Origin of the sequence: Streptomyces sp. Wb2n-11, assembly GCF_001049855.1 — a bacterium.
GTDB lineage: Bacteria > Actinomycetota > Actinomycetes > Streptomycetales > Streptomycetaceae > Streptomyces > Streptomyces altiplanensis.
Map to the genome: position 1 here is coordinate 7,333,897 of NZ_CVPB01000001.1, position 14,973 is coordinate 7,348,869.

The 14,973-nt window shown below is 72.4% G+C and carries 6 protein-coding genes and 2 pseudogenes; 5 read left to right on the forward strand and 3 right to left on the reverse strand.

What is annotated here, in order from left to right; genetic code table 11:
- The first annotated feature begins 60 nt into the window (after positions 1 to 60).
- Positions 61 to 723 (forward strand): lysophospholipid acyltransferase family protein, encoded by a 663-nt coding sequence (locus BN1555_RS33360; RefSeq protein WP_093802883.1) that lies wholly within the window; start codon positions 61 to 63, stop codon positions 721 to 723.
- Positions 724 to 1,430: 707 nt separating this feature from the next.
- Positions 1,431 to 9,809 carry a type I polyketide synthase gene (locus tag BN1555_RS33370; RefSeq protein WP_093803833.1) on the forward strand — a complete coding sequence of 2,793 codons (8,379 nt, stop codon included), beginning with the start codon at positions 1,431 to 1,433 and terminating at the stop codon, positions 9,807 to 9,809.
- Between the two features lie 496 nt (positions 9,810 to 10,305).
- Here the strand turns inward: BN1555_RS33370 and BN1555_RS40925 are convergent.
- Together BN1555_RS40925 and BN1555_RS40930 are read right to left on the reverse strand one after the other, a co-directional pair.
- Positions 10,306 to 10,455: pseudogene (locus tag BN1555_RS40925) on the reverse strand (GNAT family N-acetyltransferase); the annotation flags it as partial.
- Between the two features lie 107 nt (positions 10,456 to 10,562).
- Positions 10,563 to 10,708: pseudogene (locus tag BN1555_RS40930) on the reverse strand (transposase); the annotation flags it as partial.
- A gap of 201 nt (positions 10,709 to 10,909) precedes the next feature.
- Between BN1555_RS40930 and BN1555_RS33385 the strand changes: the two are divergent.
- Positions 10,910 to 11,893 carry a tetratricopeptide repeat protein gene (locus BN1555_RS33385; RefSeq protein WP_176710218.1) on the forward strand — a complete coding sequence of 328 codons (984 nt, stop codon included), beginning with the start codon at positions 10,910 to 10,912 and terminating at the stop codon, positions 11,891 to 11,893.
- 114 nt (positions 11,894 to 12,007) lie between these two features.
- Complete coding sequence (locus BN1555_RS33390; protein WP_093802885.1) at positions 12,008 to 12,439, forward strand: hypothetical protein; 432 nt, start codon at positions 12,008 to 12,010, stop codon at positions 12,437 to 12,439.
- Here BN1555_RS33390 and BN1555_RS39310 read toward each other — a convergent pair.
- On the reverse strand, positions 12,436 to 12,597 hold the full coding sequence (locus tag BN1555_RS39310) for a hypothetical protein (RefSeq protein ID WP_176710219.1): 162 nt from the start codon (positions 12,595 to 12,597) through the stop codon (positions 12,436 to 12,438). The genes BN1555_RS33390 and BN1555_RS39310 overlap by 4 nt on opposite strands.
- Before the next feature lie 135 nt (positions 12,598 to 12,732).
- Here BN1555_RS39310 and BN1555_RS33395 point away from each other — a divergent pair, with 135 nt between their 5' ends.
- Entirely contained in the window at positions 12,733 to 14,973 is a 2,241-nt protein-coding gene (locus BN1555_RS33395) for a telomere-associated protein Tap (protein WP_093802886.1), read from the forward strand.

Here is a 14,973-nt window from a genome sequence, read left to right on the forward strand (position 1 = left end):
GCCCGGTCGGCGCCTGTCCTCGACGATGAAGTCAGCATCGTCGAGACCAGGAGCCCGTTCATGCTCAGCCGCATCGCCGACATCCTGGTGCCTGCCGTCGGCCGCCTGTCGGTGACCACCGACCCCGGCACCGAACTCGCACCGGGCAGCATCATCGCCGCCAACCACACTTCCCTCGCCGACCCCGCCGTCGTGGTCGCCGCCCTCCACCGCCTGGGCGCCGAGCCGGTCATCATGGCGGCAGCAGGGCTATGGCGCGTCCCGCTGCTGGGACGCGCGCTCGCCCGCGAAGGGCACATTCCCGTCTTCCGCGGGGACCGGCGCGCCGCGGCCGCGCTGGACGCCGCGGCAGAAGCCCTGGGGCAGGGGCGGCTGGTCCTCATCTACGCCGAAGGAGGCCTGCCCCGCCGCAAGGACGTCGCGGAAGCGGCCCCCGGGACCTTCCGCAGTGGCCTGGCCCGGCTCGCCGAGCACACCGGCGCCCCCGTCGTGCCCGTGGGCCAGGCCGGCGCCCGCCGGGTCACCTCGGGCAGCACCGCCAAGCAGCTCGCCGGCCTGGTCACAGCACCTCTGCGCCGGCCGGACCTTCACGTGCATGTGGGCGCGCCGCTTGAACTGACCGGCGGCCGCGCCGCCCAGACAGCGCGGGCCCGCACCGCGGTGACCACCGCGTGGCGGACAGCCGCCTCCCACCTGGGCGAGCCCGCCGCGCTCGCCGCATAGGCCCCGCCCGCCGTCTCCGGCACCGGATCGTCTGGCCCGCCTGTTCGCCACACCTGTCACCCACGACGGCGAGGAACTGTTGCCGAGCTCCCAGAGCTCCCATGCGGCGTGTCGTCCCTGGCGCATGGTCGCGGTGACGGGGGATGCGGTTCGCGGGGTCCGTCGGCGCGGAGGTCGTACTCCGCCAGGGGCTGTCCCGCGGAAGGCTGCCAGTCCTCGTTCACAGGATCACGGCATGCCTGATGCCTTCACCGTCCTGCGAACCCGTGGCACGTGCCGTGCCCCGCGCAAGGCGGGTCGTGTGGGCGGGCGGCCGCCGGCCGCCTTCAGCGGCGTCCATTCCTCCCTGCCCGCCCGGCCCCGGTGCCGCACCGGTCCTCGGTGCCGTAGACGACCGTGGGGACGCCGGGAGCGTCCTTGCGCGGGCCCGGTCGTCCGGGAGCCGGTCCGGCCGAGCAGGGAACGCTTCCTCGAGTCGTTCGACGGTTCGCCGCCTGCCCCGCTCCAGCGTCACCTTTGGCAGGAGCGATCCGAGGGGGAACACCTTCGCAGGAGGGCCGGCATGCAGGGCTCGTCAACCCGCCGCGCAGGGCGGTCCGTTGCAGGTTTCGCCGGGCGCCGCTCCCCGGCCCGGCAGGCCGGTCGTCTATCATGATAATCGGCAACTCCCGCCCCCGTAGGAAGTGTTCGTCCTGGTGACAACGCACATGGCAGCCCTCCGTCCTCTGCCGGAACTGCTCCGGGAGCATGCCCGGCGTCTCGGTGCCAAGACCGCCTTCCAGGACGGCCGTTCCCGTGTCACCTACAGGGAGCTGGAACTGCGGACAGGCCGGCTGGCGGGGCACCTCGTCAGCCTCGCTCTGCGGCACGGGGAGCGAGCGGCGATCCTTCTGGGCAGTCGTGTGGAGGCCGTCGAGAGTGTCCTCGCCGCGCTCAGGGCGGGTGCGGTCGGTGTGCTGATGGACCCGCGGAGCACCACCGCCGAGTTGGCACACCTGCTGGACGACAGCGAGGCCCGGGTCGTCTTCACCGACCGGTCCTCCCTGGGCCGGTTGCTGCCGTTGCTGCCGGAGCGCCCCCGGCTGAGCGTGGTGCTCGTCGAGGACCAGGATGCCGGGACGCGAGGCGGATCCCCGGCGGGGACGAGCGGCGACCCGGCCGACGAAGCGGGCATGTTCCGTTACGCGACCCTGGCCGTCACCGAGCCGCCCGTGCCGGCTCCGGACGATCTCGGGCTCGACGAGGTGGCCTGGCTCCTCTACACTTCCGGGTCGACCGGCCTGCCCAAGGGAGTGCTGTCCACCCAGCGGAACCGGCTGTCGTCGGTGGCGTCCGGTTTCGTCACCGTCCTCGGCCTGTCGGCGGACGACCGCCTGCTCTGGCCCCTCCCGCTCCACCATGCCATGGGGCAGCTCCTGTGCGTCCTCGGGGTGACCGTGACCGGAGCGTCCGCCATGCTCCTGCCGCGGTTCTCCGCGGCGGACGTGCTGGGTGAATTACGCCGGACCGACGAGCCCTTCACGCTGCTGGCCGGTGTACCGGCGACGTACGGCAAGCTCCTCGACGCCGTGGGGGCCGACGGATTGGGGGCACCCGCGCTGCGTGGCTGCGTCAGCGGTGGCGCGGCCGCGTCCCCCGCTTTCCAGCGGGCCTTCGAGGAGGCCTGCCGGGTTCCGTTCCTCGATCATTACGGAAGCACCGAGGCGGGGCCCATCACCATGACGGCACCGGGTACTGCCCGGGTGGCCGACTCCTGCGGCCGTGTGCTGCCGGGCATGCGGGCGCGTATCGGTGACGGCAGCGGCGCCGAAGCCCCGGACGAGGGCGAGTTGTGGGTCTCCGGGCCCGGTGTCATGGCCGGGTACCACCAGCGGCCCGACGACACCGCCGAGGTCCTGCGCGACGGGTGGTACCGCACCGGCGATCTGGCCCGGATCGGCACCGACGGTGAACTCACCCTCACGGGCCGGGTCAGCGAGCTGATCATCCGGGCCGGGGTGAACGTCCATCCCTCCGAGGTGGAGGCGGTGCTGCTGGCGCTGCCGGGAATCAGGGACGCCGCCGTGGCCGGCTCCCCGGACGACGTACTCGGTGAGGTCCCGGTCGCCTACCTGGTCCCGGCGAACGCCGGTGTCCTCGACAGGAGGGAAATTCTCGCCGCCTGCCGGAAACACCTCTCACCCTTCAAGGTGCCCGCCGCCCTCTACGAGGTGGACGCGATCCCGCGTACCGCTTCGGGCAAGGTCAGGCGGTACGCGCTCGCCGGCCTGCCCGCGCGCCCTCTGCCGACCGGGGCCCTCTCGCCGGCGGAGGCGGAGACGGTGGACCTGGCGGCTCTGGTGCAGGCCGAGGTCGCCGCCGTGCTCGGCTGCGCCGTGGACGAGGTGGAGCAGGGCACCGCCTTCCGTGACCTCGGGCTGAACTCGTTGACGTCGACGGTGCTGTGCAACCACCTGTCGGCGGCGACCGGTCTCCCGCTGTCGGAGGCCGCGCCCTTCGACTTTCCCACCACGGACGAGCTCGCCGCACATCTTCGGGCGCGGCTCGCCGGCGGGACGGAGACTGCCACGCCCAGCCGTCCGGAGGGGACCGGTACGGACGAGGACCCCGTGGTCATCGTGGGAATGGCGTGCCGCTTCCCCGGCGGCGTGGAGTCCCCCGAGGACCTGTGGCGGTTGGTCGACGGCGGTGTCGACGCCATCACTCCCTTCCCCACCGACCGGGGGTGGGACGTGGACGGGCTGTACGACCCGGATCCCGGACGGGCCGGCCGCACCTACGTACGTGAGGGAGGCTTCCTGTCCGGTGTCGACCGCTTCGACCCGGCCTTCTTCGGGATCTCGCCCCGCGAGGCCCTGGCCATGGACCCGCAGCACCGGTTGCTGCTCGAAGTCGCCTGGGAAGCTTTCGAACACGCGGGAATCGATCCCGGTACGGTGCGCTCCACGCCCACCGGTGTGTACGCCGGCCTCATGTACAGCGACTACGCCGGCCGTCTGGCCCGCACACCGGAACGTGTGGAGGGCTACCTAGGCATCGGTAACGCGGGCAGCGTCGCCTCCGGCCGTATCGCCTACACCCTGGGCCTGGAGGGGCCGGCGGTCACCGTGGACACGGCGTGCTCGTCGTCGCTGGTGGCCCTGCACCTGGCAGTTCAGGCCCTACGCAGCGGCGAGTCCTCGCTGGCGCTCGCCGGAGGCGCCACAGTGATGTCGGCACCTCGCTCCTTCGTCGAGTTCAGCAGGCAGCGTGCGCTGGCCCCCGACGGCCGCTGCAAGGCGTTCGGGGCGGCGGCGGACGGCACCGGGTGGGCCGAGGGTGCGGGAATGCTGCTGGTGACCCGGCTGTCGGAGGCCCGGCGGGCCGGCTACCCGGTCCTGGCCGTGGTGCGCGGTTCCGCGGTGAACCAGGACGGCGCGAGCAACGGCCTGACCGCGCCGCACGGACCGGCGCAGCAACGGGTCATCCACCAGGCTCTGGCCGACGCGCGGCTGGGACCCGCGGAGATCGACGCGGTGGAGGCGCACGGCACGGGCACCCGGCTCGGCGACGTCATCGAGGCGGAGGCGTTCCTGGAGGCCTACGGGCAGGCCGGTGCTCGGGAACACCCACTGTGGCTGGGCTCGGTCAAGTCGAACATCGGGCATACGCAGGCGGCGGCGGGTATGGCCGCCGTGATGAAAATGGTCCAGGCGATGGCGCACGGCGTACTGCCGCGTACGCTCCACGCCGAGGAGCCGAACCCCGGCGTGGACTGGTCGTCGGGTGCGGTGTCGCTGCTGACCCGCTCGGTGCCCTGGCCCCGGACCGGGCGGCCCCGGCGGGCGGGTGTGTCGTCCTTCGGGATCAGCGGAACCAACGCGCATGTGGTGATCGAGCAGGCGCCCGTGGAGGAGCCGGGTGCCCTGGACCGTCCGGAAAGCGGATCCCCGGTCGCCCAGGTGGCCGTGGCCCCGGTGGCGGCCGTGCCGTTCCCGGTGTCGGCGAGGAGCGCCTCGGGGCTGCGGGCGCAGGCCCGGCAACTGCATGCCTACGTGAGCGAACGCCCCGGAACGGACCTGTTGGACCTCGGTTTCTCTCTGGCCACAACCCGCGCCCATTTCGAGCATCGTGCGGTGGTGGTGGCCGGTGACCGCGACGAACTGCTCGCCTCGCTCGAAGCGGTGGCGGAAGGCCGCTACCGGCCGGGCCTGAGCACGAGCGGTCCCCGCCCGGCGGGCCCGGTCGTCCTCATGTTCACCGGGCAGGGCAGCCAGCGGGCCGGGATGGGCCGGGAGCTGTACGAGACCCATCCCGTCTACGCCCGTTCCTTCGACGAGATCTGCGCACTGCTGGACCCGCTTCTGCCGAGGCCGCTGCGGGACGTGGTGTTCGCCGCCGAGAACGCCGGGGGTGCCGCAGACGGCATGAGGAGCGCCGAGTGCGCCGAGGGTTCGCGGGCGGGCGGGATCCTGCACACGACGCGCTTCGCGCAGCCCGCACTCTTCGCTCTGGAGGTCTCGCTGTTCCGGTTGCTGGAGTCCTGGGGCGTACGCCCCGACATGGTGGCCGGGCACTCGGTCGGTGAGCTGGCGGCGGCGCACGTCGCCGGCGTGCTGTCCCTCACGGACGCCTGCACCCTGGTCGCGGCACGGGGCCGACTGATGGACGCGCTGCCCGCCGGCGGGGCGATGGCCTCGGTACAGGCCGACGAGAGCGAGGTCACCGCGTATCTGGCAAGCGGAGCGGACAGGGTGCGGGGGGTGGACGTCGCAGCCGTGAACGGTCGCTCCGTGGTCGTCTCCGGGGACGAACCCGCGGTGCTGGAGGTCATCGCGCACTGGCGCGAACAGGGACGCGAGACCACCCGTCTGCGGGTGAGCCATGCGTTCCACTCGGCGCACATGGACCCCATGCTCGACGCCTTCGGCCTGGTCGCGCGGGGGATCACCTACTCCCCGCCGGAGCTTCCCCTCGTCACCGCGGTGGCGGACCGGCCCGCCACCACCGAGGAGATCTGCTCGCCCCGGTACTGGGTGGACCATGTACGCCGGCCGGTCCGTTTCGCCGACTCGGTACGGTACCTGCGGGAGCAGGGGGCCACGCACTTCGTGGAACTCGGCCCGGACAGCGTGCTCACGGGCCTGGCACGTGACGGCTTCTCCGGCCGCCCGGCGGCCACGGCGAACACGCCGACGACCACGTCCGGCGGCCGTGCGGACGGCCCCGAACCTCTGGCCGTTCCGACGCTGCGCGGCCCACGGCCGGAGGCCGGGGCGCTGCTCGCCACGGTGGCCGCGCTCCACGCCCACGGTGTGGACGTGGACTGGCACGCGGTCTTCGCCGGGCGTGGCGCACGGCGTACGGCGCTGCCCACCTACGCGTTCCAGCGTGAGCGGTACTGGCTGGAGGCCGACCTGCCGACATCCGCGGCGGAGCCCGGCGCCGCGTCCCACCCGTTCCTGCGAGCGGCGACGCCGACGGCGGACGACGACGGCCTGCTGCTGAGCGGCCGGCTGTCCCTGCGTGACCAGCCCTGGCTCGCCGACCACGCGGTGCTGGACACGGTGCTCCTGCCGGCGACGGCCTTCGTCGACATGGCGATCCACGCCGGGGCCCGGGCGGGCGCCTCCGTACTGGAGGAACTGACGCTGACGGCACCGCTTCCGCTGTCCCTCGACGAGGTGGTCGAACTCCAGGTCAAGTTGGCGCGAGCGGACACCGACGGGCGCCGGGCCGTGGTGTTCCACGCACGGACGCACGCTCCCGGACACGACGACGGCCCCTGGAACCGCCATGCCTCCGGAGTCCTGGCCCCTGCGGACTCCGGCCCTCCGGAACCGCGTACCTCCGTGGACGCGCCGTCCCCGTGGCCACCGGCGGGCGCTGTTCCGCTACCGCTCGGCACCGAGGCGGGTACCGGCCTCTACGAGGAACTCGCGCACGGCGGGCTCCGTTACGGACCGGCCTTCCAGGGCCTGCGGGCGGCCTGGCGCCTGGGCGACGATCTCCTCGCCGAGGTCGGACTCCCGGAAGGGGAACACGGAAACGCCCGCCTGTTCCCCCTGCATCCGGCCCTGCTCGACTCGGCACTGCACACCCTGACGCTGGATCAGGCCGCCCCGGACAACGACGGCAGCGGAACCGGGGCGCTGTTGTCGCTCCCGTTCGCCTGGAGCGGTGTACGGCTGCACGCGTCCGGCGCCCGCACCCTGCGGGTGCGGGTGTCCCGGACGGAGGGGAACAGGGCCCGGCTGGAGCTGACCGACCGGACCGGGGCCCCCGTGGCCACGGTGCGCTCACTCGTCCTGCGGCCGCTCTCCCGCGAGCAGTTGAGCGGCGTACGCGCGCACAGCGACTGCCTGTTCCGCCCGGAATGGACGCGTCTGCCGGATTCCCCCGCCCCGGCGTCGGCGAAGCCACCCCTGTACGGGCTCCTGGGCGAGCCCGGCCCGTGGCTGAACGACACGCTCCTGCAGTCGGGCATCCGGCCGACGGTCTACCCGGATCCGGCCTCGGCGGCCGCCGACGCACCGGCCGTCGTGATCGCCTGCCCTCCGCTCACCGGGGCGGACGGAACGGACCTCGTGTCGGCCGCACACCGTGCGGCCGGCTGGGCGCTGCGGCTCGTACAGGACTGGCTCGCCGAGGAACGACTCGCCGGCTCACGTCTCGTCGTTCTCACCTCGGGCGCCGTGGCCACCGGAGCGGAGCCGGGCGAAAGCATTCGCAACGACGATGCCGCTCTCGTCCACGCACCGGTGTGGGGACTGCTCCGCTCGGCGCAGACCGAGAACCCGGGCCGCTTCTCGCTGATCGACGTCGACGGCCGTCCCACGTCCGCAGGGGCCTTGGCACGGGCCCTGACGAGTCCCGAGCCGCAGACGGCCGTACGCCACGGTGTCGCGTACGTACCGGGACTGGTCCGCGCATCCCATACGGCAACGGCAACGGTGACGGCCGACGGGGCGCCGCGCCGGTTGCGCCCGGACGGCACCGTCCTGGTCACCGGGGGCTCCGGTTCGCTGGGCATGGAGTTCGCCCGGCACCTCGTGGTGGCGCACGGGGTGCGCCACCTGCTGCTCGCGGGACGACGCGGAGCCGATGCGCCCGGCACCGCCGAATTGTGCGCGGAACTCGCCGGACTGGGCGCGGAGGTCACGGTGACGGCCTGTGACGTCGCCGACCGCCCGGCGCTCGCCGCCCTGCTCGCGAGCGTGCCGGAGGCACACCCGCTGACCGGCGTGGTGCACACCGCGGGGGTCCTGGACGACGGGGTGATCCCGGCACTCACAAAGGAGCGGCTGGACCGCGTACTGCGACCGAAGGTGGATGCGGCCCTGGCCCTGCACGAGCTGACCCGGGGCAGCGACCTGGCGGTGTTCGCCCTGTTCTCCTCGGTGGCCGGGGTGTTCGGCTCCGGTGGCCAGGGCAACTACGCGGCGGCGAACTCGTTCCTGGACGCGCTGGCACAGCACCGCAGGGCGCTCGGGCTGCCCGGTACTTCTCTCGCCTGGGGGCCGTGGCAGCAGAGCGGTGGGGGTGGGATGACGGCCGCGCTCCGGGACGCGGACCTGCGCCGGATGGCCCGTTCCGGTTTCGTCCCGCTGCGGACCGAGGAGGGCCTCTCGCTCTTCGACACCGCCGTCGAAGGACAGGACGCCGTCCTGGTCGCAGCTCGTCTCGACCCGGCGGCAACCAGGGCATCCGGGGCTCCTGGGACTCCTGGGGCGCCGCTCTCCCGGGTACCGGGCCGAGGGCCCGTACGGAGGGCCTCCGCATCGCTCACCGGGTCCGGCACCGACTGCGAGGACTCCCTGCGCCGACGGCTGGCCGCCGCGCCCCCGGGTGAACGCGGTGCTCTGCTCCTCTCGCAGGTCCGAGCGGAAGCCGCCCTGGCACTCGGTCACGGGGCGGGGGATCCCGCGGTCGAGGCGGACCGTGCGCTGGCGGAGCTGGGCCTCGACTCACTGTCCGCAGTCGAGTTGCGCAACCGGCTTGCAGCGCTGACGGGACTTGCCTTGCCGGCCACGCTCCTGTTCGACTACCCGACGCCGCGTGGGGTCGCAGCCCACCTGGAGGAACGCTGGTCCCAAGACGCCCCTGAAACACCCGGGCCCTTGGCCGTTCCCGGTGCCATCGGCCCCCATGCGGCCGGTGGCGCCCAGGACGGGTCCTTCCCTCCGTGGCAGGACGGTGCCACGGAAAGGGCTCCGGCCACGAAGGGCGCGGACGCCGACTCCCTGTCCGCGCTCTTCCGTACGGCGTGCGTCCGTGGCAAGGCGTGGGACGGGATGGTCCTCCTGACGATCGCAGCACGTTTTCGTGAGGTGTTCGAGGGCGCAGAGGTACTCGGCTCGTCCCCTTCGGCCGTCACTCTCGCGACAGGGGGCTCCGGGCCCCGCCTGATCTGCTTTCCCGCCCTCAGCGCGCTGTCGGGGCCGCACGAGTACGCCCGTTTCGGGCCGGCCCTGCAGGGCCGGCGCCCGGTTTCGGTACTGCCGAACCCGGGGTTCCTGCCGCAGGAACTGCTGCCCGCCACACTGGCCGCCTTCGTGGCGGCGCAGGCCGCCGCCGTGCGCGCGTGTGCGGGCGACGAGCCGTTCGTCCTGCTGGGGCGCTCGGCCGGCGGATGGGTGGCACACGCGGTCGCCGAGGAGCTCGAGAGCACGGGCCTGATGCCGTCCGCCGTCGTCCTGATCGACACCTACCCGGGCGAGGAAAGCGGCCTCGGCGGCAGCGGCGGTGACAGGCCCGCGCTCTCTGCGATGACGGCGGGCATGCTGGACAACTCCGCGCAGTTCGCCTCGGCCGAGACCGACCGGCTCACTGCGATGGCCGGTTACCTGGAGCTCTACGCCGGCTGGAAGCCGACGGAACTGACGGCCCCCACCCTCTTCGTCCGGGCCGGAGAGCGCCTGCCCGGTATCGAGGCGGCCGAGCCGTGGAGCCTGCCGCACTCCGAGATCACCGTGCCCGGTGACCACTTCACCGTTCTGGAGGATCACTCCCGCACGACCGCCCTCGCCGTCCACACGTGGCTCTCCGAACACCTCCGAGAAGACACGTCGGGAGGCGAGTCCCAGGGCCACGGCCGGGAAGCCTGACGGCAGCCGAGCTCCCGGCCGCCACCCGCCGACGGCGGCGGTTCCACGCATGACCTCTGATTCACCCGGCGCAGGGCTGACCACGAAGCTGCATGTGGTGGCTGATCAGGGGCAGAAGCCGTTGTCGCTGCTGGGCACGGCAGTCCGCGGTTCCGGCCGGTCCCGGAGGCCATCCGGGCGCCCCGCCTGGGCCTGGGCCGACCTCGCATCCGGCCGGACGAGGTCCGGGCCGACAAGGCGTACGGGTCACGCGCGAACCGCGCCTGCCTGCGCAGGCACGGCATCCGCCGCACGGACCCCGAGGAGGCCGGCCGGTTCCTCAGCCGCAGGAAGGGCGGCTCCCGCGGCGGCCGGCCGCCGAAGTCCGGCAGAACCGACTACAAGGAGCGCCACGCGGCGGAGTGCGGGATCGATCGCCTCAAGGGCCACCGGGCTGTGGCTACGAGATAGGGCGAACTCGCCGTCCGATACGAGGAGACAGTGCCGGCCACAGCCGTCAACGAGTGACGGCGGCCACCCACACGGCACACTCCGCGCACACCAGCCGGCCCCGTTCCTCCCCTGCATCGGCGACGGTGAAGCCGAGCCGCTCGTACAGGGTGATGGCACCTGCCCGCCACTTCCACACCGACAGCCGTACCTTGTCGAGGGCCGCCCCGGCCGCGTCTCCGAGCTGCTCGGCGACCTTCTCCTTGGTGCCCCGGCTCAGGCCGGCCCGCCACAGCACGTCGTGGCGCGGGTCGGCGACGTACGCCGCCACGGTATGCCCGTTCGTACCCGGAACAGGATTCCGTTGATCACCTTACGGTGATCGATCCACCGTCGCCGCGCTGCCCGGCCACCGGCAAGTGCGGCTTCAGCCGCACCCGCTCTGCATTCGTCGGGCCACCCCGCCCCATGGTGGACCAACGCCCCAGGCAGCCGGCAGGATCGGGCAGTGCGTTGAGAGGGGGCCCCTCCTCTCCTGGTCTCATCACCGACTGCGGTGATCTCCGCCATTTGCGCACCGTCGTTGCTGTCAGGGGTACTGTCACTGACAGCGGTACCGCCGTCCAAGCGGAAGCGCTCACAGAACCTTTGGCCACGGGTATTCTCGGGCGATGTCGAAGCAGTCAGTGGCGGCGGGAGTCGGTCTCGCTGGTGTGATGGCGCACTGCGGCGGAAGCCCGGTGGGCGCCGTGGAGCTTTTGGTGGGGGCGGTAGCCTCGGCACCGGCGGCTCCGGAGCCCTATGCGGCCCTCGCCGAGTTGTGGATGGACCGACGCTCGGATCTGAAGGAGGGCCTCGAAGGGGACGGCTCCTTGAGCGCTGTGCTGGCGCAGGCGTACTTCCTGTTCCTTGACGGGAACATGGACGACGCGGTGATGGCCCTTGGTTCGGTTACGGGTGTGCGGCCCAACGTGGCATGGGGCGCTGCACCCTGGTTCGGTGATGCGCGCTTTCTCGGCGCGGTGAGTGCTGAGGCGCTGGCCGAGGCGTGTCTGCGGGCGTTGGACTACGGCCACGACCTGGACACCGACGAGATGCGGGAGCGGTTCGCGCCCTGGTTCCATGCCCTCGAGGTGGTATCCGAACGGAATCCCGTACCGGAGTCGCTGGCCGCCATGGCCCGGCTGCCCCGGGCCTGCGGCCGGTACGAACTGGCCTTCGCCCTGTGCGATCGCGCCGATGCTGTCGACCGGGTCATGTGGACCGCAGTCGCACGAGCGACCACCTGGCGCGTGATGGGCGACCTGGATCAGGCCGCTGCGGCCTTCGAATGCGCCTTGCTCCTGGACTCCGCCAACTGGTCCCTCTACCTGGACCTGGCGGACGTACGTGCCGAGCAGGGCGACTTCGCCGCAGCCGCGACCCTCGTCGAACAGGGCCTGGAGTACGAACCTCACGAAGTCTCCCTGCGCGCGGCGGGCGCCGCCTACCGCACGCGCCTTTCCGGCTCGTCCGACGGCCTGAGGGCCTTGATCGCCCTGGCGCCGGAGCTCGCGGACACCACCTACCGGAACCTGCTGATCGACTACGCATGTGCAGGGCCGAAGCTGCCTCGGGGACTCGTTGCCAAGGCCCACCGCCTCCGTAAGGACTGAAGGGGCTGTCGTGCCAACCGGTGCCAGTCAGGAGGGCCTTCCGGCTCCTGCTCACGTGATCCGCCGGACAGCTGGGCGCGTATCGGAAGTGGATCGTGCGCATAGGGTGTCGGCATGTCGCTGAGCCGCACAGTTCTCTTGTCTGGTCGTTCGATCGAGCTCACCGAGCTGCAGATGTCTTCGACCTATGCGGGGATGCTGGAGGGCTACCCGTGCAAGCCCATCAACGACATGAAGGTCAGCGGCCTCCAGCGAAAGGCCGAACGCGCGTTTTCCTCCGCGCCGGTCCATCTCGTTCCGCCCCTCCTCGCATACCCGGACCGGACCGCCGGCGCTTTCGGCCCTGTCGAGGTGCTGCCTTCCGTGGCTTGTGCCGGACTCTTCCGCTCTACAGCGGTCGCTCCTGAGCTCGACCCGGTACTGCACCGTTCCGCCCTCACCGTGGTCTGGTTCCAGGCCGCCCCGGATGTTCCGTCGGGCGAGGACGCCGACCTTGCGCTTCGCAGCATTCGCTGGGAGGAATTGGCCCAGGACTACGAGTTCTAGGACCTGTCTGACGGATGAGCTTGGCCGGGTTCGTGGCGCGAGAGGATCTCGTCGGCCGGGATCTGGCGCAGGTGCTCCGGGGCGTGGTGGCGGGAGGCGACGACAGCCCGGTAGGCCTCGGAACGGGAGAAGATCTCATCGGCTGCGGGAAGTCGCACCGGCCGCCTTCTCGTCCCCGTGCGGCTGACACCGAGGAGCACCCCTCCCCTCGAGCACCCTTTGGGCGCAACTCGTACGCTAAACGTACGCGAATTGTACGTTTCGTGGGGTAGGGTGTGGGCCGGAGGTGTTCCATGTCCGAGTTGTTCGATGCGGTCGACGCGCTGCTCGCGTCCCGCGCCACGCTGCCGCCGCCGGCGGAGCGCAAGCGGCTGCGTGCCGCGCACGGTCTGACGATCGACGAGGTGGCCACCGCGCTGAAGGTGCGGCGGGCCACGGTGTCCGGCTGGGAGGCCGGCAAGACCGAGCCCCGCCCACCGGAGCGCGACGCCTACGCCCGGCTGCTGGACAAGCTCGCGAAGCTCTACCCCGCCGATGTCACCGCGCCTGTCCGGGACGCCGCGGTACCGGCCGCGTTCGCCGCCGCACCCGTCCCGGCGGAATCGCGGACGCTGTCCCCGGGCCCGGCGCCCGGGGCTGCGGACATGACTGCAACCGAGAATACCCGGACCAGCCCTGCCCCCGCCGCCGCTCCAGTGGCCGCGCCGCGTCCGGTGCGCACCATCAGGCCGGCGTCGTCGGCGTCGCGCCGCCCGGGCGCGCAGAAGGCGTCCCCGGCCGCGAGCCCGGCGGGCGGGAGTGACCCGCGGTTCGAGAACGGGCCGCTGGCGGTCGTCGACGTCGACGCTGCCGGAAAGGTGCTGGCGTACTGCGTCGGCGGCCTGGTCCTGGGCGTGCCCGCCAAGTCCGTCCCGGCCCTGGTCGACTGGACCCTCACGGAGGCGAAGCTGGGCGCGCCGAAGCTGTCCGGGCCGGGCAAGGACGCCGACCCGCTGATCGTCCTCACCGAGACCGCGTGCGAGCGCTACGGCCTGCCGGTCCACCTCACCGACGACGAGCGCCTGTCCGGGCGGCTGCCGGAGGGGCACAAGGTCATCAAGCAGCTGGTCCGCGCGGAGTGGAAGCTGACGAAGAGGGGCTTCGGGCCGTGGGCGCGGATCTACCGTCCCGCGACCGGTTCGGAGCGCCAGTGCGTGCAGCTGTGCATCCCGTCCTGGAACGCGCTGGACACCCGGCACTGGGGCGAGGCCGGGCAGCTCCCGCCGGCGGAACTCGCCCGCGTCCTGGGCGTGTACGCCTCCCGTGTGATGACCCCGCGCGGATCGACCGCAGTGACCGGCCTGGAGCTGATGACCGCGCTGCACCCGCCGACGCGCGCATCCGAGCCGGATGCCGACGGCAAGCGGCACTCCGAGCACAACCCCGGCAGCCTGGGCAAGGACCCGGTCGACCCGGCGCCGTGCGAGGCCCCCGACGGCCACCCGCTGCTCAAGGACCTGCCGCGGTTCCACGTGCGCGGCCCCGGCGAGAAGCTGTTCGAGGAGGCGTACGACTGGGCACGGCCGATGACCGATGCCGAGTGCACCCTGCGCCACCTGGTCGGCATCGACGTGAACATGGCCTTCGCCGCCGGAGCGAACGGCCTGGTCGTCGGCCTCGGAGCGCCTACGTACGTCAAGGCCCCGGTGTTCGATCCGAAGCTGCCCGGCTCATGGCTGGTGGATCTGTCCCACGTCGACCTGTCGAAGGTGAAGGTCGGCAAGGACAAGTGGGCGGAGCTGGACGCGGACCTGCTGCCCTCCCCGTTCACGCCGAAGGGCGACCGCCCGGAGGGCCCGGCCTGGTACGCGACGCCCACCGTCGCCTACGCCCAGGAGCTCGGCTACGAGGTGCGGCCGATCGAGGCATGGGTCCGGTACGACAACGGCCGCTACCTGGACGGCTGGTACCAGCGGCTGCGCGACGCCTACCTCGCCACGATGGCCGACCTCGGCGTCGACGCGGACCTGTCGTCGGCCGACTTCCTCACGGCGATGGACGGCTACAAGGAGCGCGACCCGGAACTGGCGATCGTCGTCTCGGCGGTCAAGGCGACGGTCAAGGGCGGCCTGGGCAAGCTGCGCGAGCGCCCCCGGGGCGAGGGCTGGAAGCCCGGGCAGCCGTGGCGCGCCCTGTCCCGCCCCACCTGGCGGCCCGACATCCGCGCGGCGGTCATCTCCCGCACCCGCATCAACCTGCACCGCAAGATCGTCAAGCACGCGGCGTTCACCGGCCAGTACCCCATCGCGGTCCTCTCCGACTGCGTCGTCTACGCGGCCGACGGGCCCTCGCCGCTGGACTTCCTGCCCTACCGGGAGGGCAAGCCGCTGCCCGGTGGCTTCAAGCTCGGCGTCAACCCGGGCCTGGTCAAGCACGAGGGTACCCAGAGCGTGCTGTGGGGTGAGGGAGTGCGCGAGCGGTTCAACGCCCCGGAGCTCAACCTCGCCCGGTACATCAAGGACGGCACCGTCACCGACGTCGACAACGGAGAGTAG

What these genes read in the sequence shown, in the direction of transcription:
- BN1555_RS33395 (WP_093802886.1), top strand. Translation starts at nt 12,733, where the DNA reads ATGTCCGAGTTGTTCGATGCGGTCGACGCGCTGCTCGCGTCCCGCGCC.
- BN1555_RS33360 (WP_093802883.1), top strand. Translation starts at nt 61, where the DNA reads ATGCTCAGCCGCATCGCCGACATCCTGGTGCCTGCCGTCGGCCGCCTG.
- BN1555_RS33370 (WP_093803833.1), top strand. Translation starts at nt 1,431, where the DNA reads ATGGCAGCCCTCCGTCCTCTGCCGGAACTGCTCCGGGAGCATGCCCGG.
- BN1555_RS33385 (WP_176710218.1), top strand. Translation starts at nt 10,910, where the DNA reads ATGTCGAAGCAGTCAGTGGCGGCGGGAGTCGGTCTCGCTGGTGTGATG.
- BN1555_RS33390 (WP_093802885.1), top strand. Translation starts at nt 12,008, where the DNA reads ATGTCGCTGAGCCGCACAGTTCTCTTGTCTGGTCGTTCGATCGAGCTC.